The sequence below is a fragment of the Stenotrophomonas sp. 99219_Sma genome (genome assembly GCF_056480785.1).
In genome coordinates, this window is record NZ_CM151117.1 from 1816275 (window position 1) to 1838743 (window position 22469).

17 protein-coding genes are annotated in these 22469 nt (G+C 67.1%); 10 read left to right on the forward strand and 7 right to left on the reverse strand.

The window, feature by feature from the left end:
* Window positions 1-32: 32 nt before the first annotated feature.
* Entirely contained in the window at window positions 33-911 is an 879-nt protein-coding gene (locus ACZK13_RS08395; RefSeq protein ID WP_253146068.1) for a pseudouridine synthase, read from the forward strand.
* 6 nt (window positions 912-917) lie between these two features.
* Here ACZK13_RS08395 and ACZK13_RS08400 read toward each other — a convergent pair whose 3' ends face one another.
* Window positions 918-1406: a YaiI/YqxD family protein gene (locus tag ACZK13_RS08400; RefSeq protein WP_010484520.1), complete on the reverse strand. Its 489-nt coding sequence runs from the start codon at window positions 1404-1406 to the stop codon at window positions 918-920.
* A gap of 301 nt (window positions 1407-1707) precedes the next feature.
* Between ACZK13_RS08400 and ACZK13_RS08405 the strand changes: the two genes are divergently transcribed.
* The 4 genes from ACZK13_RS08405 (at window position 1708) to ACZK13_RS08420 (ending at window position 5518) form a co-directional block, all read left to right on the forward strand.
* Window positions 1708-1917, forward strand: a complete 210-nt coding sequence (locus tag ACZK13_RS08405) for a cold-shock protein (RefSeq protein WP_004153307.1) — start codon at window positions 1708-1710, stop codon at window positions 1915-1917.
* A 187-nt stretch (window positions 1918-2104) separates the two neighbouring features.
* A complete protein-coding gene (locus tag ACZK13_RS08410) occupies window positions 2105-2794 on the forward strand; it encodes a glutathione S-transferase (protein ID WP_253146066.1) in 690 nt (229 codons plus the stop codon).
* Between the two features lie 32 nt (window positions 2795-2826).
* On the forward strand, window positions 2827-4392 hold the full coding sequence (locus ACZK13_RS08415; RefSeq protein WP_253146065.1) for a protein adenylyltransferase SelO: 1566 nt from the start codon (window positions 2827-2829) through the stop codon (window positions 4390-4392).
* Window positions 4393-4981: 589 nt separating this feature from the next.
* Window positions 4982-5518, forward strand: coding sequence for an adenine phosphoribosyltransferase (locus ACZK13_RS08420; RefSeq protein ID WP_032128313.1), 537 nt, complete (start codon window positions 4982-4984; stop codon window positions 5516-5518).
* A 142-nt stretch (window positions 5519-5660) separates the two neighbouring features.
* On the opposite strand, the gene dbpA is transcribed toward ACZK13_RS08420, so the two are convergent.
* Together dbpA and ACZK13_RS08430 are read right to left on the reverse strand one after the other, a co-directional pair.
* The gene (gene dbpA / locus ACZK13_RS08425; protein WP_049400095.1) at window positions 5661-7037 is read right to left on the reverse strand and encodes an ATP-dependent RNA helicase DbpA; all 1377 of its coding nucleotides are present in this window, start codon (window positions 7035-7037) and stop codon (window positions 5661-5663) included.
* 154 nt (window positions 7038-7191) lie between these two features.
* Window positions 7192-8271 (reverse strand): YeiH family protein, encoded by a 1080-nt coding sequence (locus tag ACZK13_RS08430; RefSeq protein ID WP_478482424.1) that lies wholly within the window; start codon window positions 8269-8271, stop codon window positions 7192-7194.
* A 102-nt stretch (window positions 8272-8373) separates the two neighbouring features.
* Here ACZK13_RS08430 and ACZK13_RS08435 point away from each other — a divergent pair, with 102 nt between their 5' ends.
* Window positions 8374-9249 (forward strand): LysR family transcriptional regulator, encoded by an 876-nt coding sequence (locus tag ACZK13_RS08435; protein WP_125895769.1) that lies wholly within the window; start codon window positions 8374-8376, stop codon window positions 9247-9249.
* A gap of 256 nt (window positions 9250-9505) precedes the next feature.
* On the forward strand, window positions 9506-11386 hold the full coding sequence (locus tag ACZK13_RS08440) for an ATP-binding cassette domain-containing protein (protein WP_478482425.1): 1881 nt from the start codon (window positions 9506-9508) through the stop codon (window positions 11384-11386).
* A gap of 287 nt (window positions 11387-11673) precedes the next feature.
* On the opposite strand, the gene ACZK13_RS08445 is transcribed toward ACZK13_RS08440, so the two are convergent.
* Together ACZK13_RS08445 and ACZK13_RS08450 are read right to left on the reverse strand one after the other, a co-directional pair.
* The gene (locus tag ACZK13_RS08445) at window positions 11674-12135 is read right to left on the reverse strand and encodes a c-type cytochrome (protein WP_006361215.1); all 462 of its coding nucleotides are present in this window, start codon (window positions 12133-12135) and stop codon (window positions 11674-11676) included.
* 9 nt (window positions 12136-12144) lie between these two features.
* Window positions 12145-12534: a c-type cytochrome gene (locus tag ACZK13_RS08450; protein ID WP_005413034.1), complete on the reverse strand. Its 390-nt coding sequence runs from the start codon at window positions 12532-12534 to the stop codon at window positions 12145-12147.
* Window positions 12535-12740: 206 nt separating this feature from the next.
* Here ACZK13_RS08450 and ACZK13_RS08455 point away from each other — a divergent pair, with 206 nt between their 5' ends.
* The 3 genes from ACZK13_RS08455 to ACZK13_RS08465 are packed head-to-tail and all read left to right on the forward strand — an operon-like array spanning window position 12741 to window position 20487.
* Window positions 12741-13892, forward strand: coding sequence for an efflux RND transporter periplasmic adaptor subunit (locus tag ACZK13_RS08455; RefSeq protein ID WP_121503068.1), 1152 nt, complete (start codon window positions 12741-12743; stop codon window positions 13890-13892).
* Window positions 13889-17410: an efflux RND transporter permease subunit gene (locus ACZK13_RS08460; protein ID WP_478482426.1), complete on the forward strand. Its 3522-nt coding sequence runs from the start codon at window positions 13889-13891 to the stop codon at window positions 17408-17410. Before ACZK13_RS08455 ends, ACZK13_RS08460 begins: the two co-directional genes overlap by 4 nt.
* Window positions 17407-20487, forward strand: coding sequence for an efflux RND transporter permease subunit (locus ACZK13_RS08465; RefSeq protein ID WP_478482427.1), 3081 nt, complete (start codon window positions 17407-17409; stop codon window positions 20485-20487). The genes ACZK13_RS08460 and ACZK13_RS08465 overlap by 4 nt, the downstream gene beginning before the upstream one ends.
* 224 nt (window positions 20488-20711) lie before the next feature.
* Here the strand turns inward: ACZK13_RS08465 and ACZK13_RS08470 are convergent, their stop codons facing one another.
* Together ACZK13_RS08470 and ACZK13_RS08475 are read right to left on the reverse strand one after the other, a co-directional pair.
* Window positions 20712-21932 carry a TraB/GumN family protein gene (locus ACZK13_RS08470; protein WP_005409278.1) on the reverse strand — a complete coding sequence of 407 codons (1221 nt, stop codon included), beginning with the start codon at window positions 21930-21932 and terminating at the stop codon, window positions 20712-20714.
* A 4-nt stretch (window positions 21933-21936) separates the two neighbouring features.
* Complete coding sequence (locus tag ACZK13_RS08475) at window positions 21937-22467, reverse strand: GNAT family N-acetyltransferase (protein WP_107432020.1); 531 nt, start codon at window positions 22465-22467, stop codon at window positions 21937-21939.
* Window positions 22468-22469 lie beyond the last annotated feature (2 nt).

Consider the following 22469-nt stretch of genomic DNA (forward strand, 5'->3'; position numbering starts at 1 on the left):
TTGCGCTCTTTCCCGTGGCCGGAGTGGACGCCATGACCTTGCCCAGCCGCCTGCAGCTGCCGCCCGGCCACTGGTCCAGCCTGCTCGATGGCCTGTGCGCGCGTTTCCCGCGCATCGACCGTGCGCAATGGCAGGACCGCTTCGCCCGAGGCCGCGTGCAGGATGCGCAGGGCAGGGCACTGGCGCCGGACATGCCTTGGCAGGTGGGGCTGGAAATCCAGTACTTCCGCGAGGTGGCCGACGAGCCGGTGATTCCCTTCGCCGAGACCATCCTGCATCTGGATGCGCACCTGCTGGTGGCCGACAAGCCGCACTTCCTGCCGGTGACGCCGGCCGGTGGGTATGTACGCGAAACCCTGCTGTCGCGCCTGGTCGCCCGCACCGGCAACACCGAGCTGGTGCCGCTGCACCGCTTGGACCGGCTGACCGCCGGCCTGGTGCTGTTTTCCACCCAGGCAGGCACGCGTGATGCCTACCAGCGGCTGTTCCGCGAGCGGCGCATCGGGAAGACCTACGAGGCGCTGGCACCGGCGCTGCCGGGGCTGGCGTTTCCGTTGCAGCGGGACAGCCGGCTGGTGCCAGGGGAGCCGTTCTTCCGCATGGCCGAAGTGCCGGGCGAGCCCAATGCCCGCAGCCGGATCGAGCTGATCGAGGCCGAGGGGCCGGTCTGGCGCTACCGGTTGCGGCCGGAAACCGGCCGCAAACACCAGCTGCGCGTGCATATGGCGATGCTGGGCGCCCCCATCGAGGGCGATGACCTGTATCCGCAGCTGATGCTGCGCCCGGATGAAACGGTCGAGGCGCCCCTGCAGCTGCTGGCGCAGGAGCTGGCCTTCGACGATCCATTGAGTGGGGAGCCCAGGCGGTTCAGCAGTCAGCGTCGCCTGTGCCTGCCGGGCCAGAGCGGGTAGGGCCGTTCAGCGAACCGGGCGCCGCGCAAGCCAGCGGTCCAGCTCGGCGGCGAACAGCTGCCGGTCGCGCGGGCCCAGCGGCGGTGGGCCCCCGGTCTGCACCCCGGCGCCGCGCAGCTCTTCCATGAAATTGCGCATCGACAGCCGCTCGGCCATGTTGTTCGGGGTGTACAGCTGGCCACGCGGGTTCAGCGCCACCGCCTTCTTCTCCAGCACCAGCGCGGCCAGCGGGATGTCCTGGGTGACCACCAGGTCACCGGCGGCGACCCGCTCGACGATGGCGCTGTCGGCCACGTCCAGGCCCTGGGGGACCTGGATCGAACGCAACCAACGCGACGGCGGGGTGCGGATCCACTGGTTGGCAACGAGGGTCAGTTCGATCCCGACCCGTTCAGCGGCCCGGAACAGGATGTCGCGGATGACGGTGGGGCAGGCATCCGCGTCCACCCAGATGCGGGGGAGGGCGGGTTCAGCTTGGGTTTCAGCTTCAGTCATTTACCCAGTGTAGGGTAGGAAAATCCTGAATGGGGACTCGGGGTTAGCCTCGATCGGCTGCCAGCCCTTGTCACGTCTAGCGGGCGGGGCCAGCCGATGAACGTCCGGGCTATCGCTTTTTGCAGAAAACACGCGTATCGTTCGTCCCACTGTGTTTGCTAGGGTCACCGTGAATCGTGGCCTGGTGCAGTTGATCTCACGATCCGCTCATCGATCCGCTTTACCAACGCCTGCAACTCAGTCTCGGCCCCGATACCCGGTGGCTGCGATTTTTTCAACATGTGTTTCAGGAGTTAGTCAAATGTCTGATCGTCAGACCGGCACCGTCAAGTGGTTCAACGACGCCAAGGGCTTCGGCTTCATCACCCCGGAAAGCGGCCCGGACCTGTTTGTGCACTTCCGTGCCATCCAGGGCACCGGCTTCAAGACCCTGCAGGAAGGCCAGAAGGTTACCTTCATCGCCGTCCAGGGTCAGAAGGGTATGCAGGCTGACCAGGTGCAGGCGGTCTAATCCGTCTGCTACCGTTTGGTAGCCAGAACGCCGGAAGCGAAAGCTTCCGGCGTTTTTTATTGCCCGCCGTTTTTTGTAGAGTCGAGCCACGCTCGACTGTTCTCAAAGCCAGTCGAGCATGGCTCGACTCTACAAAGGGCATGCACTGCGCGCGGTACGATGTGGGCCTCCCCAAGGATCACCCCCCATGCGCATCGTCCACCATCTGGAAAACTCCCGTTCCCTGCGCGTGCTGTGGATGCTGGAGGAGCTGGGGCTGGACTACGAACTGCGCCGTTATCCCCGCGATCCGAAGACGCTGCTGGCGCCGCCGGAACTGCGCAACGTGCATCCGCTGGGCAAGTCGCCGGTGCTGCAGGATGGCGAGCTGGTACTGGCCGAGTCCGGGTCGATCCTCGACTACCTTGCCGACCGCTACGACACCCAGCGCCAGCTGTCGCCGTCGCCGACGCCTGCCGATGGTGCCGAGCGCATCGCCTACCGCTACTGGCTGCACTACGCCGAAGGCTCGGCGATGCCGCCGCTGCTGCTGACCCTGGTGATGGGCCGCATCCGCAATGCGCCGATGCCGTTTTTCGCGCGCCCGATCGCACGCAGCATCGCCGACAAGGCCGAGCGCGGCTTCATCGGTCCGCAGCGGCGCCTGCACCTGGACTGGATGGAGCGCCGCCTGGCCGAAAGCCCGTGGTTTGCTGGCGAGCGCTTCAGTGCGGCCGACATCCAGATGAGCTTCCCGATCCAGGCCGCTGCCGCACGCGGTGGTGGCCTCGACGACAAGCCGGCACTGCGTGGCTTCCTCAAGCGTATCGGTGAGCGCCCGGCCTACCAGCGTGCCGAGGCCCACGGCGGCCACCTGCAGGCGCTCAGCGGCAATTGAGGCGGGCGGCGGCCGCCCCCATCTTCAACCCCATGGATACCGACAGCCCCCGTTTCGACAACCGCCTGCTGCATGCCCTGCCGGGCGACCCCGAATCCGGCCCGCGCAGGCGTGAAGTGCTGGGCGCGGCCTGGTCGCCAGTGATGCCGACCCCGGTGACGGCGCCCACACTGTTGGCTTGGGCGCCGGACGTGGCCGAAATGCTTGGCTTCGATACCGCTGAGGTCGAGAGCGAAGGCTTCGCCCGTGTATTCGGTGGCAACGCACTGTATGCAGGCATGCAGCCATGGGCGGCCAACTACGGTGGCCATCAGTTCGGCCATTGGGCCGGCCAGCTCGGCGACGGCCGTGCGATCTCGCTGGGTGAACTGGTCGCGCCGGATGGCCGCCACTGGGAGCTGCAGCTGAAGGGGGCCGGCCCCACGCCTTACTCGCGCGGCGCCGATGGGCGCGCAGTGCTGCGCTCGTCGATCCGCGAATTCCTGTGCAGCGAAGCGATGCACCATCTGGGGGTGCCGACCACGCGCGCGTTGTCGCTGGTCGGTACCGGCGACGACGTGGTGCGTGACATGTTCTACGACGGCCACCCGCGCGCGGAGCCGGGTGCCATCGTGTGCCGGGTATCGCCGTCGTTCCTGCGCTTTGGTTCCTTCGAACTGCCGGCCTCGCGTGGCGAAACCGCGTTGCTCCAGCAGTTGGTCGACGCCTGCATCGCCCGCGACTTTCCGGAGCTCGAAGGGCAGGGCGAGGCGCTGTATGGCGACTGGTTCGCGCAGATCGCGGTGCGCACCGCCGAGATGATCGCGCACTGGATGCGCGTGGGTTTCGTGCATGGCGTGATGAACACCGACAACCTGTCCGTGCTCGGCCTCACACTCGATTACGGCCCTTACGGCTGGGTCGAGGATTTCGATCCGGACTGGACGCCGAACACCACCGACGCGCAGGGCCGGCGTTATCGCTTCGGTACCCAGCCGCAGGTGGCGTACTGGAATCTGAGCCGATTGGCCCAGGCGTTGTCGCCGTTGTTCGCCGATGTGGCGCCGCTGCAGGCCGGTCTGGCGGCCTACCAGTCCACCTTCGTGGCCTGCACCCGTCGCGATGCCGCAGCCAAGCTGGGCCTGGCCGCTGCCGACGATGACGACCTGCAGCTCTACCTGCGCTGGCAGCAGTTGATGCAGGACGGTGCCATGGACATGACCCTGGCCTGGCGCGCGCTGATGCGCCTCGATCCGGCGGCAGCGGATGCGGCGCTGCTGGACGCGGTGTACTACGACGAGGCGCGCCAGCAGGCGGTGCAGGCGCCGTTGCAGCAGTGGCTGCAGGACTACGCGGCACGGTTGCAGGCCGATCCGCTGTCGGCCACTGAGCGCACGGCGAAGATGGCCGCGGCCAATCCGCTGTACGTGCTGCGCAACTGGTTGGCGCAGGAAGCCATCGACCGCGCCGAACAGGGCGATCTCGGCGGTGTTCATGCGTTGCAGGACGTACTGCGTGATCCGTACACCGAGCGTGCCGGGCTGGAGCATTTCGCCGGCAAGCGCCCGGCGTGGGCCGACAACCGCGCCGGCTGCTCGATGCTGTCCTGCAGCTCCTGAGGGTGGGTTTCGGCAGGGCTGCGCCCTGCACCCGCAGAGGCCAGGGCAACAGCCAGAGCAAAAGCGGATTCCGTGGTCTGGCGGGGCGGTGTGGGGCTGCAGGACACGCCGTAAACCCGTCCATGGGGGCTCGATGGCGCCATCCATGGCGCCAACGGTCCTGCAGCCCCACACCGCCCCGCCTCCGACAGATTCCCGCTGCTGTGGGTAGGTGTCGACCTTGGTCGACACGGTAGATCCACGCCATGCGTGGATGCTCTTCGTTCAATTCTCGAAACATTCGATTTCGATAGAGATCCATCCACGCATCGCATGGATCAACAGATCGCAGAAGTCTGTCGAAGGCGGGGTGGGTCCGGTTGCGGGAGTGTCCGCGGCATGGATGCCGCGGCCAAGCCCCCATGGACGGGTTTACGGCGTCTCCCGCAACCGGACCCACCCCGCCATCTCTCGGAATGCGGCTTTTGCTTTCGCTTTTGCTTGCGCGGTAGCCTCTGCAGGTGCCGGGCGCAGCCCGGCCGAACACCCCCAACAGGCAGGCGGCGCCCGGAACAGGTACCCTATGCCGCCATCAGATAGCCAACGTGACATGACCGACGCCATCGTCGCTCCGCAGTGGGCCTCCCGCCTGCGCGACATCGCCGACTTCCCCAAGCCCGGCATCCTCTTCAAGGACATCATGCCGCTGCTCGCCCACGGCGAGGACTTCCGCGGTGCCATCACCGCGATGGCCGACCGTTGGCGCGACCAGAAGCTGGACGCGGTGATCGGCATCGAATCGCGTGGCTTCATCCTCGGCGCCGCGATGGCGCTGGAACTGGGGGTGGGCTTCGTGCCGGTGCGCAAGCCGGGCAAGCTGCCGGGCCAGGTGCTGCGCGAGGAATACACGCTGGAATACCGCAGCGACTGCATCGAAGTGCACGCCGATGCGCTGCCGGCCGGTGCCCGCGTGGCAATCATCGACGACGTGCTGGCTACGGGTGGCACGCTGGTCGCCGCGTTGTCGCTGGTGCGCCGCCTGGGCGTTGACGTGGTCGGTGCCGGCGTGCTGGTCGAACTGGACGGTCTCGGCGGCCGCGCCCGCTGGGAAGCGGACCTGCCGCTGCACACCGAACTGGTGTTCTGATCGAAGGGTGGGTGCCAACCAAGGTTGGCATCTACCAGAGCGAATGGCCTGGAGCCGGTAGTTGCCAACCTTGGGTGGCAGCGCTGTTGCCGTTCGCTGTTCCCACAGAGTCGAGCATGGCTCGACTCTACAGGTCACCCGGTTACATCATCCGCACGCGGAAACGTCGGCCCTTGATCTTGCCGGCTTCCAGCTTGGCCACGGCCTTGTTGGCCTGCTCACGCGCGATCGCCACATAGGAGCGGGTTGGGAAGATCGCGATCTTGCCGATGAACTTGCTCGACAGGCCGGCGTCGCCGGTCAGTGCACCGAGGATATCGCCCGGGCGCAGCTTGTCGGTCTTGCCACCGTCGATACGCAGCGTGCGCATCGCGGCCTGCGGCAGCTCGGCCGGGCGCGAAGTCGCCAGCGGCGTCTTCTGCCAGTCCAGTGGCTGACCCATCTGCGCTTCGATGGCTTCGGCACGGGTCTTCTCGCGGCCGGCCACCAGGCTGATCGCCAGGCCGCTGGCACCGGCACGGCCAGTACGGCCCACGCGGTGCTGGTAGCTCTCCACGTCGGTCGGCAGCTCGTAGTTGATTACCGCCGCCAGCTCTTCCACGTCCAGGCCGCGTGCGGCCACATCGCTGGCCACCAGTACGTTGCAGCTGCGGTTGGCCAGCAGCAACAACACTTCCTCGCGGTCGCGCTGCTCCATGTCGCCGTGCAGGGCCAGTGCGGAGAAGCCGAACTGCTGCAGTGAGTTGGCCACTTCGTCCACGTCCTTGCGGGTGTTGCAGAACACCACCGCCGATTCCGGCGTGTACTTCAGCAGCAGGCCAGCCAGCGCCTTCTGGCGGTGCGCCGGTTCCACCTCGCAGAACAGGTGGCGGATCGCCGGAGCCTGGTCGGCACCCTCCACGGTCACTTCCACTGCGTCGCGCAGCAGGTCACGCGCCATGGCGCGGATGCTGTCGGGGAAGGTGGCGGAGAACAGCAGGCTCTGGCGGTCCCTGTGGGTGCGGCCGGCGATCTCGCGGATCGGCTCCTCGAAGCCCATGTCGAGCATGCGGTCGGCCTCGTCCAGCACCAGCGTGCGCACCGCGCCCAGGTTCAGCGCGCGCTTGCGTGCCAGCTCCTGCACGCGGCCGGGGGTGCCGACCACCACGTGCGGGTCGTGGCCTTCCAGCGACGCCAGCTGCGGGCCCAGCGGCACACCGCCGACCAGCAGCAGCAGCTTCAGGTTGGGGATGCCGGTGGCCAGCTTGCGGATCTGCTTGCCGACCTGGTCGGCCAATTCGCGGGTCGGGCACAGCACCAGCGCCTGCACGCGGATCAGGCTGGGGTCGATGGCCTGCAGCAGGCCGAGGCCGAAGGCGGCGGTCTTGCCGCTGCCGGTCGGCGCCTGTGCGATCACATCGCGGCCATCCAGGATGGCCGGCAGGCTCTGCGCCTGCACGGGGGTGAGGGTGGTGTAGCCGAGGGCGTCCAGGCCGGGCTGCAGGGCCGGGCTCAGCGGCAGGGTCGAGAAGTCAGTCATGGCGCATTGTACCCGTCCGCGCGGCCGCTCCCGCCTAATGGGGTGGGGTCGGATCCCTTTCCGCAGGAAAGGGCTCTGACCCCCAATTGGAGCCGCCATCCACGCATGGCGTGGATCTACTGGTGGGTGCCGACCTTGGTCGGCACGCTCCTGCTCAGCCAAGCACCGCCAGCACGCCCTGGTGGATCGCCAGGCCCCCGAACAGCAGCCAGGCGAACAGGATCAGTGCCAGCAGCAGCGGCTTCAGGCCGGCCTGGCGCAGCGCCGAGACGTGGGTGGTCAGGCCCAGCGCGGCCATCGCCATCGCCAGCAGCACGGTGTCCAGCTGCACCAGCCCCGCCTGCAGGCTGGCCGGCAGCAGATGCAGCGAGTTGAAACCGGCCACCGCCACGAAACCGAACGCGAACCACGGCACCACGATGCGCGCCTTGCTGCCGTCGGCGCCGGCCTTGCCGCCACGCGCCAGCCACAGCGACAGCGCGACCAGGAACGGCGCCAGCAGCATCACCCGCACCATCTTGGTGATCACTGCCGTATCAGCTGCCGCTTCGTTGACCGCGCGGCCGGCCGCCACCACCTGTGCCACTTCATGCACCGTCGCACCGGTGAACAGGCCGTACTGTCGCGCGTCCATCGCCAGCCAGCCGTGCGACTGCACCAGGGCATACAGCGCCGGGTACAGGAACATCGCCAGCGTGCCGAACACCACCACCGTCGACACGGCCACCGTGACCTGTGCCGCGCGGCCACGCACCACCGGTTCGGCGGCCATCACCGCTGCCGCGCCGCAGATCGCGCTGCCGGCACCGATCAGCATTGCCGCCTCACGCTCCATCTTGAACACACGCACGCCCAGCCAGCAGGCCAGGCCGAAGGTGCTGGCGACCACCAGCACGTCCATCAGCACGCCGCTGACGCCGACATGGCCGATGTCCTGGAAGGTCAGGCGCAGGCCGTAGAGCACGATGCCGGCGCGCAGCAGCCAGTGCTTGGAGAAGCCCACACCGGCTGCGCTGCTCGGCGCCAGCCGCGGGTAGAGGGTGTTGCCGACCACGATGCCGGCGACGATGGCGACGGTCAGTGCACTCAGGCCATGCGCCTGCAACCAGGGAAGCTCGGCCAGGTACAGCGACGCCGCCGCGATCAGGCCCACCAGCAGAAGGCCGGGCAGACGCGGCTGCCAGCGTTGGCGCAGGGCGGGCAGGGACCAGGGGGAGAGAGCGGGGGCGTTCATGACAGGGGCAGGGCTGGGGTGACGTGGCAAGCGTGCGCCTGAGTCTCTGACCTGTAAAACGAATAATATGGGTGAAACCTACCTATCAAACGGGTAAATAGCATGCGCCTGACCTTGCGCCAGCTGCAGGTCTTCGTCGCCATCGCCGACCATGGCAGCACCACTGCTGCCGGCCAGGCCATTGCGCTTTCGCAGTCGGCCAGCAGCGCCGCCCTGCAGGAGCTGGAAGCGCACTTCGGCACGCCCCTGTTCGACCGCATCGGCCGCCGCCTGGCGCTGAATGGCCACGGCCGCGCCCTGTTGGAACCCGCGCGCACGCTGCTGGTCAACGCCGCCGACCTCGAGCGCCAGCTCGCCGCCGGCGGTGACCCGTCGCAGGGCGCGCCACTGCGGCTGGTGCTGGCCGCCAGCACCACCATCGGCAATTACCTGCTGCCCCCACGCATCGCCGATCTGCTGCGCCAGGCGCCACAGGCCGAGGTCGACCTGCGCATCGACAACAGTGCCGGCGTTGTCGCCGCCGTGCAGCGACTGGACGTGGACGCCGGCCTGATCGAAGGCCCGTGCCACGAGCGCGGCCTGCAGGTCACCGCCTGGCAGCAGGACCCGCTGGTGATCGTCGCCGCCACCGATGCCCCCGCGCGCTGGTCGCTGGACGAACTGCGCCGCGCACGCTGGCTGCTGCGCGAACCGGGCTCGGGTACCCGCGAAGCGGTGGAGCAGGCCTTGTTGCCGCACCTGCGCGGTTTCGCGCAGACCCTGCAGCTGGGCAATACCGAAGCGATCAAGCAGGCCGCCATCGCCGGGCTCGGTCTGGCCTGTCTCTCGCGTCATGCGCTGGAAGAGCCGCTGGCCCTCGGCCGCCTGCGCGTGCTTGAGACCCCGTTGCCCGCCCTGCAGCGCACCCTGTGGCTGGTACGGCATCCCGGCAAGCAGTGGCTGCCGGGGTTGCAGGCGTTGCTGGGGGAGGTGGGGTAATCCATCAGAACCCCAGTTGATTCCATCCATCGACACTTCTTGTAGTGCTCATCCACGCATGGCGTGGATCTACTGTGTCGACCAGGGTCGACACCCACCAGAGCAGAATGCCGTTCCGACAGATCGCGGGATCCACTCCGCCATCCCGCAGGAAACCCGCTTTTGACGTTGCCGTTGAGGTTGCCGGCCAGCGGCCGGCACTACCGCGGGTGCCGGGTGCAGCCCGGCCGACGCCCCCAACCGGTACAATGGCCGGATGCCTCTGATTACCCTACAGAACGTCGACTTCAGCGTCGGCGGCCCGTTGTTGCTGGAAAAGGCCGAACTGTCGATCGAGCCGGGCGAACGCATCGCCCTGATCGGCCGCAACGGCGCCGGCAAATCCACCCTGCTCAAGCTGCTGTCCGGCGACCACAAGCCCGATGACGGCGAAGTCCGCGTGCAGCAGGGCGTGCGTGTCACCCGCCTGGAGCAGGAAGTGCCGCACGGCGCTGCTGGCTCGGTGTTCGACGTCGTCGCCGACGGCCTCGGCGAACTGGGCCAGTGGCTGGCCGAGTTCCACCACCTCAGCCATGCCGAAGTATTCGATGGCGAAGCCCTTGGCAACGTACAGGCCAAGATCGACGCCGCCAACGGCTGGGGCCTGGACCAGCGTGTCAGCGAAACCCTGACCAAGCTCGACCTGGATGGCGAGGCCGAGTTCGGCCGCCTGTCCGGCGGCATGAAGCGCCGCGTGCTGCTGGCCCGTGCGCTGGTGTCCAGCCCGGATGTGTTGCTGCTGGACGAACCGACCAACCACCTGGACATCGAAGCCATCGACTGGCTGGAAGCGTTCCTGAAGGGCTGGAGCGGCAGCGTGGTGTTCGTCACCCATGACCGCCGCTTCCTGCGTGCACTGGCCACCCGCATCGTCGAGATCGACCGCGGCCAGGTCACCAGCTGGCCGGGCGACTGGGCCAACTACGAGCGCCGCCGCGAGGAACGCCTCAACGCGCAGGCGCAGGAAAACGCCCGCTTCGACAAGCTGCTGGCGCAGGAAGAAGTCTGGATCCGCCAAGGCATCAAGGCCCGGCGTACCCGCGATGAAGGCCGCGTACGCCGCCTGAAGGCGATGCGCACCGAACGCTCGCAGCGCCGCGACCTCAGCGGCAACGTCAAGATGGAAGCCGCGCAGGGCGTCAGCTCCGGCAAGAAGGTCATCGACGTCAAGGACATTTCGTTCGCCTTCGGCGAGCGCACCATGGTCCGTGACTTCAGCACCACCATCCTGCGCGGCGACCGCATCGGCCTGATCGGTCCCAACGGCAGCGGCAAGACCACGCTGCTGAAGCTGCTGCTGGGCGAATTGCAGCCGCAGAAGGGTGAAGTCAATCCCGGCACCAATCTGCAGATCGCCTATTTCGACCAGTACCGCGCGGTGCTGCGCGAAGACTGGAGCGCCATCGAGAACGTGGCCGAGGGCCGTGATTTCCTCGAATTCAACGGCAAGCGCAAGCATGTGCATGCCTACCTGCAGGACTTCATGTTCACGCCGGAGCGCGCGCGTGCGCCGATCACCCGCCTGTCTGGCGGTGAGCGCAACCGCCTGCTGCTGGCCAAGCTGTTCGCGCAGCCGTCCAACCTGCTGGTAATGGACGAACCGACCAACGACCTTGACGTGGAAACCCTGGAGTTGCTGGAAGAGCTGCTGGGCGAGTACACCGGCACGCTGCTGCTGGTCAGCCACGACCGTGACTTCATCGACAACGTGGTGACCTCCACGCTGGTGATGGAAGGCGATGGCGTGATCGGTGAGTACGTCGGTGGTTACAGCGACTGGCAGCGCTATGCGGCCAGTCTGGCGACGCCTGCTGCGGCCCCGGCAGCCAAGCCGGCGGTCGCTGCACCGGCCGCCACGGCCGCTGCTCCGGCTGCGCCCAAGCGCAAGCTGGCCTACAAGGAAGCGCGCGAACTGGAGCAGCTGCCGAAGACCATCGAGAAGCTGGAAGGCGACGTCGAAGGGCTGACCTCGGCGATGAACGACCCGTCGTTCTACACCCGCAGCAGTGCCGAAGTAGCCGCGCACACCCAGCAGCTGGCCAAGGTGCAGGCCGAGCTGGATGCCGCGTACGCGCGCTGGGAAGAGCTGGAAGGCTGAGCGTCTGCCACGGCCGTCTCGCCCGGCGGGCGGCTGTGGCTTTTGATCTGATTCCGCCTTGAAGCGAGCCGAGCACCGCAGGTCCGGCGAGGGCGAAGAGGCGCGGGTGTCTGAGCGTAGCGAGTTCCCGCGCCGTCCCTCGGTGGGCCGAGGAGCGCAGGGTGCCGGTGCGCAGCATCGGCTCGCGGACGGCGGAGCGTTTCTTTTGGTTACTTTTCTTTGCGCGCAAAGAAAAGTAACGCCCATGAACGCCTCAGATTGCAGCAGTCATGATCCGCGCAGCGTGGTCATTTAACCCCGTGCAGATCCCGCAGCTGGCTCGGCCGGCTGCCGAAATACGCCGCCAGATCAGCGATGTCCTGATCGCTCAGGTCCTTCGCCTGTGGGGTCATCAGCGCATGCTGGCGGTCGCCGGCACGGTACGCCTGCAGCGCATGCGCCAGATAGTCGCCGTACTGCCCACCGAGCTTCGGGTAGGTCGCATCGATCGGCGCGTTGCCGTCGGCGCCGTGGCAGTCGATGCAGCTCTGGTTGGTGGCCTTGCTCTTCACCTTGGCGCGGGCCTCGCCGGCGGCCTCGCGGCCCGGTGGCAGGCCGGCGGAGGATGAAGAGCCGTGTTCGCCGCTGGCATGGCCCGGGTCGGCGGCGGATTTCTCGCTGTTTTCCACCTGCGACTGTGAACAGGCGGCCAGCAGCAGGGCAACGGACAGGGCGATGGCGTGACGCATCGGATGCGCGGCTTTCGACATGGGCGGGCCTTACTTGACGGTGGACAGGTAAACAGAGAGATCGGCGATCTCCTGTTCGCTGAAACTCATCGACTGCGCCTGCATCGTCGGATGCCTGCGCTTGCCCTGGCGGTACTCGGTCAGGGCCTGGGCCAGGTACTGCTGGGTCTGGCCGCCGATCTTCGGCACCCGGTAACTGGGGTAGGCGTTCTTGTAGCCGGTGATGCCATGGCACCCCTGGCAGGTGTAGGCCAGGACACGGCCATTGTCGAAGTTGCCGGTGGGGGCGGCAGGCGCCGGGGCAGCGGCGGGAGCCGGGGCCGGGGCAGGTGTGGCAGGAGCAGGAGCGGGCTGTGCGGCGGCCCCAAGGGGCAGGAGGACGGCCAGAGCGAGACAAGCGGCGAGCGGCTGCGGGCGCATGGTGTCGTTTCCGGGGATTCGGGTCTGGTCGTTCCGGCGTGGGGTACGGAACGACCCGAGTATAGCCCCAGGTTTCATCTAGCTGAAATGGGGGGCGGGCCGACCAGTGGCACGAAGACACCATGACCTTTGGGATATGGTGTTGCCGTGAAGTGGTGCATTACTTTGCTACCACACCTGTCCACGCATCCTCCAGGGATCTGACGATGTCGCACCCAACCTTCCTGTCAGGCCGTCGCAGCGGAATCTGCGCTGCCGCACTGCTGATCTCCACCTCCCTGCTGCTGGGCGGTTGCGCCGCAGGGCCCAATTCCGAAGCCAAGGCCGCCGAGACCAAGGAGGAGAAGAAGGTCGATGCGGTCCCGGTCGAAGTGGCCGTGGCCAGCCACCGTGCTGTCGCGGCCAGCTACACCGGTACCGCTGCGCTGGAACCACGCGCCGAGTCGCAGGTGGTGGCCAAGACTTCCGGCGTGGCGCTGGCGGTGCTGGTTGAAGAAGGCCAGCGGGTCACCGCCGGCCAGCCGCTGGTACGTCTTGACCCGGACCGCGCTCGGCTGGCTGTGGCGCAGAGCGAAGCGCAGATGCGCAAGCTGGAAAACAACTACCAGCGCGCGCAGAAACTGGTTGGCCAGCAGATGGTCAGCGCCGCCGACGTCGACCAGCTGCGTTACGACCTGGAAAACGTTCGCGCGCAGTACCGCCTGGCCACGCTGGAACTGTCCTACACCACGGTGGTGGCGCCGATCTCCGGCGTGATCGCGTCGCGCTCGATCAAGACCGGCAACTTCGTGCAGATCAACACGCCGATCTTCCGCATCGTCGACAACTCGCGGCTGGAAGCCACCCTCAACGTGCCCGAGCGCGAGCTGGCCACCCTGCGCGCCGGCCAGCCGGTGACGCTGGCCGCCGACGCGCTGCCGGGCCAGAGCTTCACCGGCACGGTCGATCGCATCGCACCGGTGGTGGATTCGGGCAGTGGTACGTTTCGCGTGGTCAGTGCCTTCGATGGCGCCGCGCACGCGTTGCAGCCCGGCATGTTCGGTCGCATCCGCATCGATTACGACCAGCGTGCCGATGCGCTGGTGGTGCCGCGCCTGGCGCTGCTCGACGATGGTGAGCCGGCGGTGTTCCGGGTGCGCGAAGGCAAGGTCGCACGCGTTCCGGTCAAGCTGGGTTACGCCGAGGGCCCGTGGGTGGAGATCCGTGATGGCCTGGCGGCCGGTGATCAGGTGGTCACCGCCGGCAAGGTCGCCCTGCGCGACGGCACCGCAGTGCAGGTGATCGCCGATCCGAAGGCAAAGGCGAAGACGGTCGCAGCGTCGGCCAAGCCGGCAGACAAGGCCGGGAGCAAGCAATGACCGCCCCGGGCCACGACCACGGTGCCTCGCCGGCGAGCGACGGCGCCGCCGCCAGCATGCGCGGCGGCCTGGTGGAATTCGCCACCCGCCGCCGCGTGACCATCGCCATGTGCACGGTCACCCTGTTGCTGTTTGGCCTGATCGCGCTGGGCAACCTCAAGGTCAACCTGCTGCCCGACCTGAGCTACCCGACGCTGACCGTGCGCACCGAGTACACCGGTTCGGCGCCGACCGAAATCGAAACCCTGATCACCCAGCCGGTTGAAGAAGCGGTCGGCGTGGTCAAGAACCTGCGCAAGCTGAAGTCGGTCTCGCGCACCGGCCAGAGCGATGTGGTGCTGGAGTTCGCCTGGGGCACCAACATGGACCAGGCCAGCCTGGAGGTGCGCGACAAGATGGAAGCGCTGAACCTGCCACTGGAGGCCAAGGCCCCGGTGCTGCTGCGCTTCAATCCGTCCACCGAGCCGATCATGCGCCTGGTGCTGTCGAACAAGGTGGCGCCGACCAGCGATGCCGATGCGGTCCGTGAGCTGACCGGCCTGCGCCGCTATGCCGATGAAGACCTGAAGAAGAAGCTGGAGCCGGTCAGCGGCGTGGCGGCGGTCAAGGTCGGTGGCGGCCTCGAGGACGAGATCCAGGTCGACATCGACCAGCAGAAGCTGGCCCAGCTGAACCTGCCGATCGACACCGTCATCAAGCGCCTGAAGGACGAGAATATCAACATCTCCGGCGGCCGCCTGGAGGAGGGTTCGCAGCGCTTCCTGGTGCGTACCGTCAACCAGTTCGCCGATCTGGAGGAGATCCGCAACCTGCTGGTCACCACCCAGGCGTCGAACGGCAGCGCGGCCGACTCGGCGTTGCAGCAGATGTTCAACATCGCCGCGTCGACCGGTTCGGCGGCAGCCATCGCGGCGGCATCGGCGGCGCAGAGCGCATCGTCCGGCGGTGGTTCCAGCGTGGTCGCCAACGGTGTGCCGGTGCGCCTGAAGGACGTGGCCACCGTGCGCCAGGGCTACAAGGAGCGCGAAGCGGTGATCCGCCTGGGCGGCAAGGAATCGGTCGAACTGGCGATCTACAAAGAAGGCGACGCCAATACCGTGTCCACCGCCGAAGCGCTGCGCAAGCGCCTGGAGCAGATCAAGGGCACGTTCCCGTCCGATGTCGAGATGACCACCATCGAGGACCAGTCGCGCTTCATCGAGCACGCCATCGCCGACGTCAAGAAGGATGCAGTGATCGGCGGCCTGCTGGCGATCCTGATCATCTTCCTGTTCCTGCGTGATGGCTGGAGCACGTTCGTGATCAGCCTGTCGCTGCCGGTCTCGATCATCGCCACGTTCTTCTTCATGGGCCAGCTCGGCCTGAGCTTGAACGTGATGTCGCTGGGCGGTCTGGCACTGGCCACCGGCCTGGTGGTGGATGACTCGATCGTGGTGCTGGAGAGCATCGCTAAGGCCCGCGAGCGTGGCCTGGGCATCCTGCAGGCGGCCATCGCCGGTACCCGCGAAGTGAGCATGGCGGTGGTCGCCTCCACCCTGACCACCATCGCGGTGTTCTTGCCGCTGGTGTTCGTCGATGGCATCGCTGGCCAGCTGTTCCGCGACCAGGCGTTGACCGTGGCGATCGCCATCGCGATCTCGCTGCTGGTGTCGATGACCCTGATCCCGATGCTGAGCTCGCTGAAGGGACGGCCGCCGCTGGCGTTCCCGGAAGAAGCGCCGAACGAACCGTGGCAACCGCAGAACCGCTGGCAGAAGCCGGTGGCACTGGGCCGTCGTGGTGCCGTGGCGACTGCGCGCTGGAGCTTCTACGCGCTGGCCTGGCTGGTGGTGCGGGCGTGGCGTGGCGTGGTGGCGGTGGTGGGCCCGGTGATGCGCAAGGCCAGCGATCTGGCGATGAAGCCCTATGCCGGTGCCGAGCGCGGTTACCTGCGCCTGCTGCCGAGCGCACTGGCGCATCCGGGCAAGGTGCTGGGTGTCGCCTCGATCATCTTCGTGGCGACCATGGCGCTGGTGCCGATGCTCGGTGCCGACCTGATCCCGCAGCTGGCGCAGGACCGTTTCGAGATGACGGTGAAGCTGCCGGCCGGCACGCCGCTGAAGCAGACTGATGCACTGGTACGCGAGCTGCAGCTGGCGCACGGCAAGGGCGAGGGCGTGGCGTCGCTGTACGGTGTCAGCGGCAGCGGCACCCGCCTGGATGCCAGCCCCACCGAGAGCGGCGAGAACATCGGCAAACTGACCGTGGTGATGGAAGGCGGTGGCAATGCACGCACCGAGGCCGAGATCACCGAGCGCCTGCGTGACACCATGGGCCAGCATCCGGGGGCACAGGTCGACTTCGCGCGGCCGGCGTTGTTCAGCTTCTCCACGCCGCTGGAAATCGAGTTGCGCGGGCAGGACATGGCCACGCTGGAAGTGGCCGGCCAGCGCCTGGCGGCGATGCTGCGCGGCAACGCGCACTACGCCGATGTGAAGTCGACGGTGGAAGAGGGCTTCCCGGAGATCCAGATCCGCTTCGACCAGGAGCGTGCCGGTGCGCTGGGCCTGACCACCCGCCAGATCGCCGACGTGGTGGTGAAGAAGGTGCGCGGCGATGTCGCAACCCGCTACAGCTTCCGTGACCGCAAGATCGACGTGCTGGTGCGTGCGCAGGAGGGCGACCGCGCCAGCGTGGAGAGCATCCGCCGGCTGATCGTCAACCCGGGCAGCACCCGTCCGGTCACGCTGGACGCGGTGGCCGATGTGGTCGCCACCACTGGCCCCAGCGAGATCCACCGCGCCGACCAGACCCGCGTTGCCGTGGTCTCGGCCAACCTGCGTGACATCGATCTTGGCGCAGCCATGCGTGAAGTGCAGCAGATGGTCGCCGAGCAGCCGCTGGGTGCGGGTGTCGGCCTGCACATCGGTGGCCAGGGTGAGGAGCTGGCGCAGGCGGCGAAGTCGTTGATCTTCGCCTTCGGCCTGGCGATCTTCCTGGTCTACCTGGTGATGGCCTCGCAGTTCGAATCGCTGCTGCACCCGTTCGTGATCCTGTTCACCATCCCGCTGGCGCTGGTCGGTGCGATCCTGGCGCTGATGCTGACCGGCAAGCCCATCTCGGTGGTGGTGTTCATCGGCCTGATCCTGCTGGTCGGCCTGGTCACCAAGAACGCGATCATCCTGATCGACAAGGTCAACCAGCTGCGCGAGGCCGGCGTAGCAAAGCACGAGGCGCTTGTGGAAGGCGCGCGCTCGCGCCTGCGGCCGATCATCATGACCACGCTGTGCACGCTGTTCGGCTTCCTGCCGTTGGCGGTGGCGATGGGTGAGGGCGCTGAAGTGCGCGCGCCGATGGCGATCACCGTGATCGGCGGCCTGCTGGTGTCGACCCTGCTGACCCTGCTGGTGATCCCGGTGGTGTACGACCTGATGGACCGTCGTGGCGATGCGTATTACCGCGAACGTGGCCGCAAGCATGCCGGTGAGATCGAGCCGGGTGCAGCGGACAGTGCGGCGGGTGCGGAGGAACCGGCATGAGTGTGGCCGAGTTCTCCATCCGCCGTCCGGTCACCACCATCATGTGTTTCGTGTCGCTGGTGGTGATCGGCCTGATCGCTTCGTTCCGGTTGCCGTTGGAAGCGCTGCCGGACATCTCCGCGCCGTTCCTGTTCGTGCAGATTCCGTACACCGGCTCCACCCCGGAGGAAGTGGAACGGACCATCATCCGTCCGGTCGAGGAGTCGCTGGCGACGATGACCGGCATCAAGCGCATGCGCTCGTCGGCCACCTCCGAAGCGGCGCTGATCTTCATCGAGTTCAGCGACTGGGACCGCGACATCGCCATCGCCGCCTCCGATGCACGCGAGCGCATCGATGCGATCCGCAGCGACCTGCCCGACGACCTGCAGCGCTACAACGTGTTCAAGTGGTCCAGCAGCGACCAGCCGGTGCTGAAGGTGCGCCTGGCCAGCACCACCGACCTGACCACCGCCTATGACATGCTCGACCGCGAGTTCAAGCGGCGCATCGAGCGCATTCCCGGCGTGGCCCGTGTCGACATCACCGGTGCGCCGCCGAACGAGGTGGAGATCGCCATCGATCCGAACCGCCTCAACGCGCACGGCCTGAGCATCAATGAACTGAGCGAGCGCCTGCGTACGCTGAATTTCTCGATCTCGGCCGGGCAGATCGACGACAACGGCCAGCGCGTGCGCGTGCAGCCGGTGGGCGAGATCACCGACCTGCAGGAAATGCGCGATCTGGTGATCAACGCCAAGGGCCTGCGCCTGGGCGATATCGCCGATGTGCGCCTGAAGCCGGCGCGGATGAACTACGGGCGCCGCCTGGACGGCAACCCGGCGGTTGGCCTGGATATCTTCAAGGAGCGCAGTGCCAATCTGGTGGAGGTGTCGCGCGCGGCACTGGCCGAGGTTGAATCGATCCGTGCCGAAGCGTCGATGCGCGACGTGCAGATCAAGGTGATCGACAATCAGGGCAAGGCGGTGACCTCCTCGCTGCTGGAACTGGCCGAGGCCGGTGCGGTCGGCCTGATCCTGTCGATCACGGTGCTGTTCTTCTTCCTGCGCCATTGGCCGTCCACGCTGATGGTGACCCTGGCCATTCCGATCTGCTTCACCATCACCCTGGGCTTCATGTACTTCGTCGGGGTGACGCTGAACATCCTGACCATGATGGGCCTGCTGCTGGCGGTGGGCATGCTGGTCGACAACGCCGTGGTGGTGGTGGAGAGCATCTACCAGGAACGCGAGCGCATGCCGGGGCAGCCGCGGCTGGCCTCGATCATCGGCACCCGCAACGTGGCCATCGCGCTCAGTGCCGGTACGCTGTGCCACTGCATCGTGTTCGTGCCGAACCTGTTCGGCGAGACCAACAACATCAGCATCTTCATGGCGCAGATCGCGATCACCATCTCGGTCTCGCTGCTGGCCTCGTGGCTGGTCGCGGTCAGCCTGATCCCGATGCTGTCCGCGCGCATGGCCACGCCCAAGCTGGTGCACTCGCAGACCGGCCTGATCGCGCGGCTGCAGCGCCGCTACGCCAGGCTGCTGGACTGGTCGCTGCACCATCGCGGCTGGAGCCTGCTCGGCATCGTGCTGGTGGTGCTGGTCAGCCTGGTGCCGATGAAGCTGACCAAGGTCGACATGTTCGGAGGGGATGGCGGCAAGGACATCTTCATCGGCTACATGTGGAAGGGCGCCTACACCTATCGGCAGATGTCCGAGGAAGTGACGCGCGTGGAGAACTGGATCGACGCCAACCGCGAGCGCCTGCACGTCAAGCAGGTGTACTCCTGGTACAGCGAGCAGGAAGGGAGCTCCACCGTGGTCACCCTGGACGAGAAGTACGCCAAGGACATCAAGGCGCTGCAGGAAGAACTGCGCAAGGGCCTGCCGAAGTCGGCCCGCACCGACTACTTCGTCGGCAACCAGGGCGGTGATGGCGGCGGTGGCGGCAACCAGGGCGTGCAGGTGCAGCTGGTCGGCGACTCCAGTTCGATGCTGCAGGAGATCGGCCAGGAAGTGGTGCCGCTGCTGGCCCAGCGTGCCGAGCTGCGCGACGTGCGCATCGACAAGGGCGAGAAGGGCGGTGAACTGAAGGTGCGCGTTGACCGCGAGCGCGCTGCGGCGTTCGGCTTCAATGCCGAGCAGGTGGCCAGCTTCGTTGGCCTCGCACTGCGCGGTGCGCCGATGCGCGAGTTCCGTCGTGGTGACAACGAAGTGCCGGTATGGGTGCGCTTCGCCGGCGCCGAGCAGAGCAGCCCGGAAGACCTGGCCGGCTTCAGCGTGCGTACCGGCGATGGCCGCAGCGTGCCGCTGTTGAGCCTGGTCACCGTCGATGTCGGTTCGTCAGCCACCCAGATCGGACGCACCAACCGCCAGACCACGCTGACCATCAAGGCCAACCTGGCCGAGAAGGTCACCGCGCCCGATGGCCGCAAGGCGATGGAATCGGTGCTCAAGCCGATGAACTTCCCGGCCGGCTATGGCTTCACCTTCGATGGCGGCGACTACGGCAACGACGACGAAGCGATGCAGCAGATGGTGTTCAACCTGCTGATCGCGCTGGTGATGATCTACGTGGTGATGGCGGCGGTGTTCGAGTCGCTGCTGTTCCCGGCGGCGATCATGAGCGGCGTGCTGTTCTCGATCTTCGGTGTGTTCTGGCTGTTCTGGATCACCGGCACCTCGTTCGGGATCATGTCCTTCATCGGCATCCTGGTGCTGATGGGCGTGGTGGTGAACAACGGCATCGTGATGATTGAGCACATCAACAACCTGCGGCGCGGCGGCATGGGACGCACGCAGGCGCTGGTGGAGGGCTCACGCGAGCGATTGCGGCCAATCATGATGACCATGGGCACGGCGATCCTGGCGATGGTGCCGATCTCGCTGACCAATACGCAGATGTTCGGCAATGGCCCGGAGTACGCGCCGATGGCGCGCGCGATTGCCGGCGGCCTGGCGTTCTCCACGGTGGTCAGCCTGCTGTTCCTGCCGACCATCTATGCGGTGCTGGATGACCTGCGCAGTGCGGTCACGCGACTGATCCGCCGCGCCCGCGGTCTGGAGATCGTGCCGGGTACCCCGGTGTAGTGGTCGAGCTTGCTCGACCGTAATGCGCGCCAACGTGTTGTGGTGTGGGGGAGGCCGGTCGTAGTGGGGCGGCCTCCCCCTTTTTTTGATGTTCTGCGCAGAGCATGCTCGGCCGATCTTTACGGTCGGCGTAAAGCGTGCCAACCAAGGTTGGCACCTGCCGGTCGCGCGCGCAGACGCCGTGCGGCCGGTAGCGCCGGGCCATGCCCGGCGGGGCGTTGCAATCAACCGGCGACCTTGCCCCACACCTTGAACGTGGTCAGCCACAGGCCCAGCATGCTGCCGATGTTGGTCAGCATGAAGGTCAGCACCACGCGGGTGACGCGGTTGCGATACCAGCCCTTCAGGCTCTGCGCATCGTCGCGCAGCTTCAGGAAGTCCTCATACGCCGGCTTGCGCAGGCGCGCTTCCACCAGGGCCGAGAATGCGCCGGTCGGGATGCTCAGGCGGAACGGCTTGAACGGCGCCACCGCGATCGCGGTGAGGATGCTCAGCGGATGGCCGCCGGCCAGCAGGCAGCCCAGGCCGGCGAGGCCGCCGGTATACATCGCCCAGGTCGCCAGCAGTTCGGTGCCCACGCCCAGACCACCGCGGTAGAAACCTACGCCGATGCCGGTCGCTACGATGGCCAGGATGCCCAGCGTGAACCACGGAATGTTGCGCTTCTTCGGCACCGCTTCGAGCTCGGCGCGCAGCGGTGCCGGTGCTTCGGTGTCGGTTTCCAGGTAACGCGCCAGGCCTGCCAGGTGACCCGCACCGACAACCGCTAGCACTTCACGCTGCTGCGGGTTGTGTTCCTCGCGCAGGCGCGTGGCCATGTAGCGGTCGCGCTCGCCGATGATGGTCTCGTACAGTGCCGGGCTCTCGCTGGCGAACTCGCCGAAGCTCGATTCCAGCATGTCGCCCTGCTTGAGCTTCTCGATCTCGTTCTCGCCCACTTCCTCGGACGAGAACAGGCCGGCGCCGAGACCGGCAACCAGCTTCAGCTTGCCGAAGAAGCCCAGCCGCTGCGAGGCGCGGCGGAAGGTCAGGCCGACCTCGCGGTCGATCAGGTGCACCGGCAGGTCGCGTTCGCGCGCCAGTTCCACTGCGCGCTTCAGTTCCGCGCCCGGCTCGATGTCCAGCTGTTCGGCCAGGCGGCGCTGATAGGCGGACAGGGCCAGGTTGGCGGCGAACAGGGCGACGCGGCCCTTGCGGATCACTTCGACCAGATCGAGCTTGGCCAGCGTGTCCGGGTCGCTCAGCGCCTGCAGGCGCTGCGGGTCCAGTTCAACGGCAACGGCATCGAAGCGGCCGCTGTCGATGGCTTTTTCCACCGCCTCGACGCTGGCGCGGGAGACGTGGGCAGTGCCCAGCAGGGTATAACGCACGCCGTCGCGTTCGACGACGCGCACCGGCTGGCCGGCGAACAGGTCGTCGCCGGTCTCGGGAAGGGTTTCAGTCATGGATTCATTCATTGGAAGGTGCGGTGTCGGCGCCATCGCCGAGCGCGCGCTGCATCTGCACGGTATCCAGCCAGCGGCCGTGCTTGCGGCCAAGGCCACGGAACACGCCGACCAGCTCGAAGCCGAAGCGTTCGTGCAGCTTGATCGACGCGGCGTTGGTCGGTTCGCCGATCACGGCTACCATCTGCCGGTAACCACGCGCCACGCAGGCATCGATCAAGGCCTGCAGCAGGCCGGTGCCCACGCCCTGGCCCTGGAACGCGGCATCGACGTAGACCGAGTTCTCCACGGTCCACTGGTAGGCAACGCGGGTGCGGTAGGTGTTGGCGTAGGCATAGCCGGCCACCTGGCCGTCGATCTCGGCGACCAGGTAGGGGAAGCCGCGATCGATGATGTCGCGCATACGGCGCAGCATCTCGGTCGCGTCGGGGATGTCGTACTCGTAGGTGTTGACGAAGTCGGTCACTTCCACCGCGTAGATCGCGGTGATCGCGGCGATGTCGGCCGGGCCGGCATCACGGATGAGGACGGCCATGC

What these genes read in the sequence shown, in the direction of transcription:
- ACZK13_RS08435 (WP_125895769.1), top strand. Translation starts at nt 8,374, where the DNA reads ATGCGCCTGACCTTGCGCCAGCTGCAGGTCTTCGTCGCCATCGCCGAC.
- ACZK13_RS08475 (WP_107432020.1), bottom strand. Translation starts at nt 22,467, where the DNA reads ATGGCCGTCCTCATCCGTGATGCCGGCCCGGCCGACATCGCCGCGATC.
- ACZK13_RS08395 (WP_253146068.1), top strand. Translation starts at nt 33, where the DNA reads ATGACCTTGCCCAGCCGCCTGCAGCTGCCGCCCGGCCACTGGTCCAGC.
- ACZK13_RS08445 (WP_006361215.1), bottom strand. Translation starts at nt 12,135, where the DNA reads ATGTCGAAAGCCGCGCATCCGATGCGTCACGCCATCGCCCTGTCCGTT.
- ACZK13_RS08420 (WP_032128313.1), top strand. Translation starts at nt 4,982, where the DNA reads ATGACCGACGCCATCGTCGCTCCGCAGTGGGCCTCCCGCCTGCGCGAC.
- ACZK13_RS08460 (WP_478482426.1), top strand. Translation starts at nt 13,889, where the DNA reads ATGACCGCCCCGGGCCACGACCACGGTGCCTCGCCGGCGAGCGACGGC.
- ACZK13_RS08470 (WP_005409278.1), bottom strand. Translation starts at nt 21,932, where the DNA reads ATGACTGAAACCCTTCCCGAGACCGGCGACGACCTGTTCGCCGGCCAG.
- ACZK13_RS08455 (WP_121503068.1), top strand. Translation starts at nt 12,741, where the DNA reads ATGTCGCACCCAACCTTCCTGTCAGGCCGTCGCAGCGGAATCTGCGCT.
- ACZK13_RS08430 (WP_478482424.1), bottom strand. Translation starts at nt 8,271, where the DNA reads ATGAACGCCCCCGCTCTCTCCCCCTGGTCCCTGCCCGCCCTGCGCCAA.
- ACZK13_RS08410 (WP_253146066.1), top strand. Translation starts at nt 2,105, where the DNA reads ATGCGCATCGTCCACCATCTGGAAAACTCCCGTTCCCTGCGCGTGCTG.
- ACZK13_RS08440 (WP_478482425.1), top strand. Translation starts at nt 9,506, where the DNA reads ATGCCTCTGATTACCCTACAGAACGTCGACTTCAGCGTCGGCGGCCCG.
- ACZK13_RS08400 (WP_010484520.1), bottom strand. Translation starts at nt 1,406, where the DNA reads ATGACTGAAGCTGAAACCCAAGCTGAACCCGCCCTCCCCCGCATCTGG.
- ACZK13_RS08465 (WP_478482427.1), top strand. Translation starts at nt 17,407, where the DNA reads ATGAGTGTGGCCGAGTTCTCCATCCGCCGTCCGGTCACCACCATCATG.
- ACZK13_RS08415 (WP_253146065.1), top strand. Translation starts at nt 2,827, where the DNA reads ATGGATACCGACAGCCCCCGTTTCGACAACCGCCTGCTGCATGCCCTG.
- dbpA (WP_049400095.1), bottom strand. Translation starts at nt 7,037, where the DNA reads ATGACTGACTTCTCGACCCTGCCGCTGAGCCCGGCCCTGCAGCCCGGC.
- ACZK13_RS08405 (WP_004153307.1), top strand. Translation starts at nt 1,708, where the DNA reads ATGTCTGATCGTCAGACCGGCACCGTCAAGTGGTTCAACGACGCCAAG.
- ACZK13_RS08450 (WP_005413034.1), bottom strand. Translation starts at nt 12,534, where the DNA reads ATGCGCCCGCAGCCGCTCGCCGCTTGTCTCGCTCTGGCCGTCCTCCTG.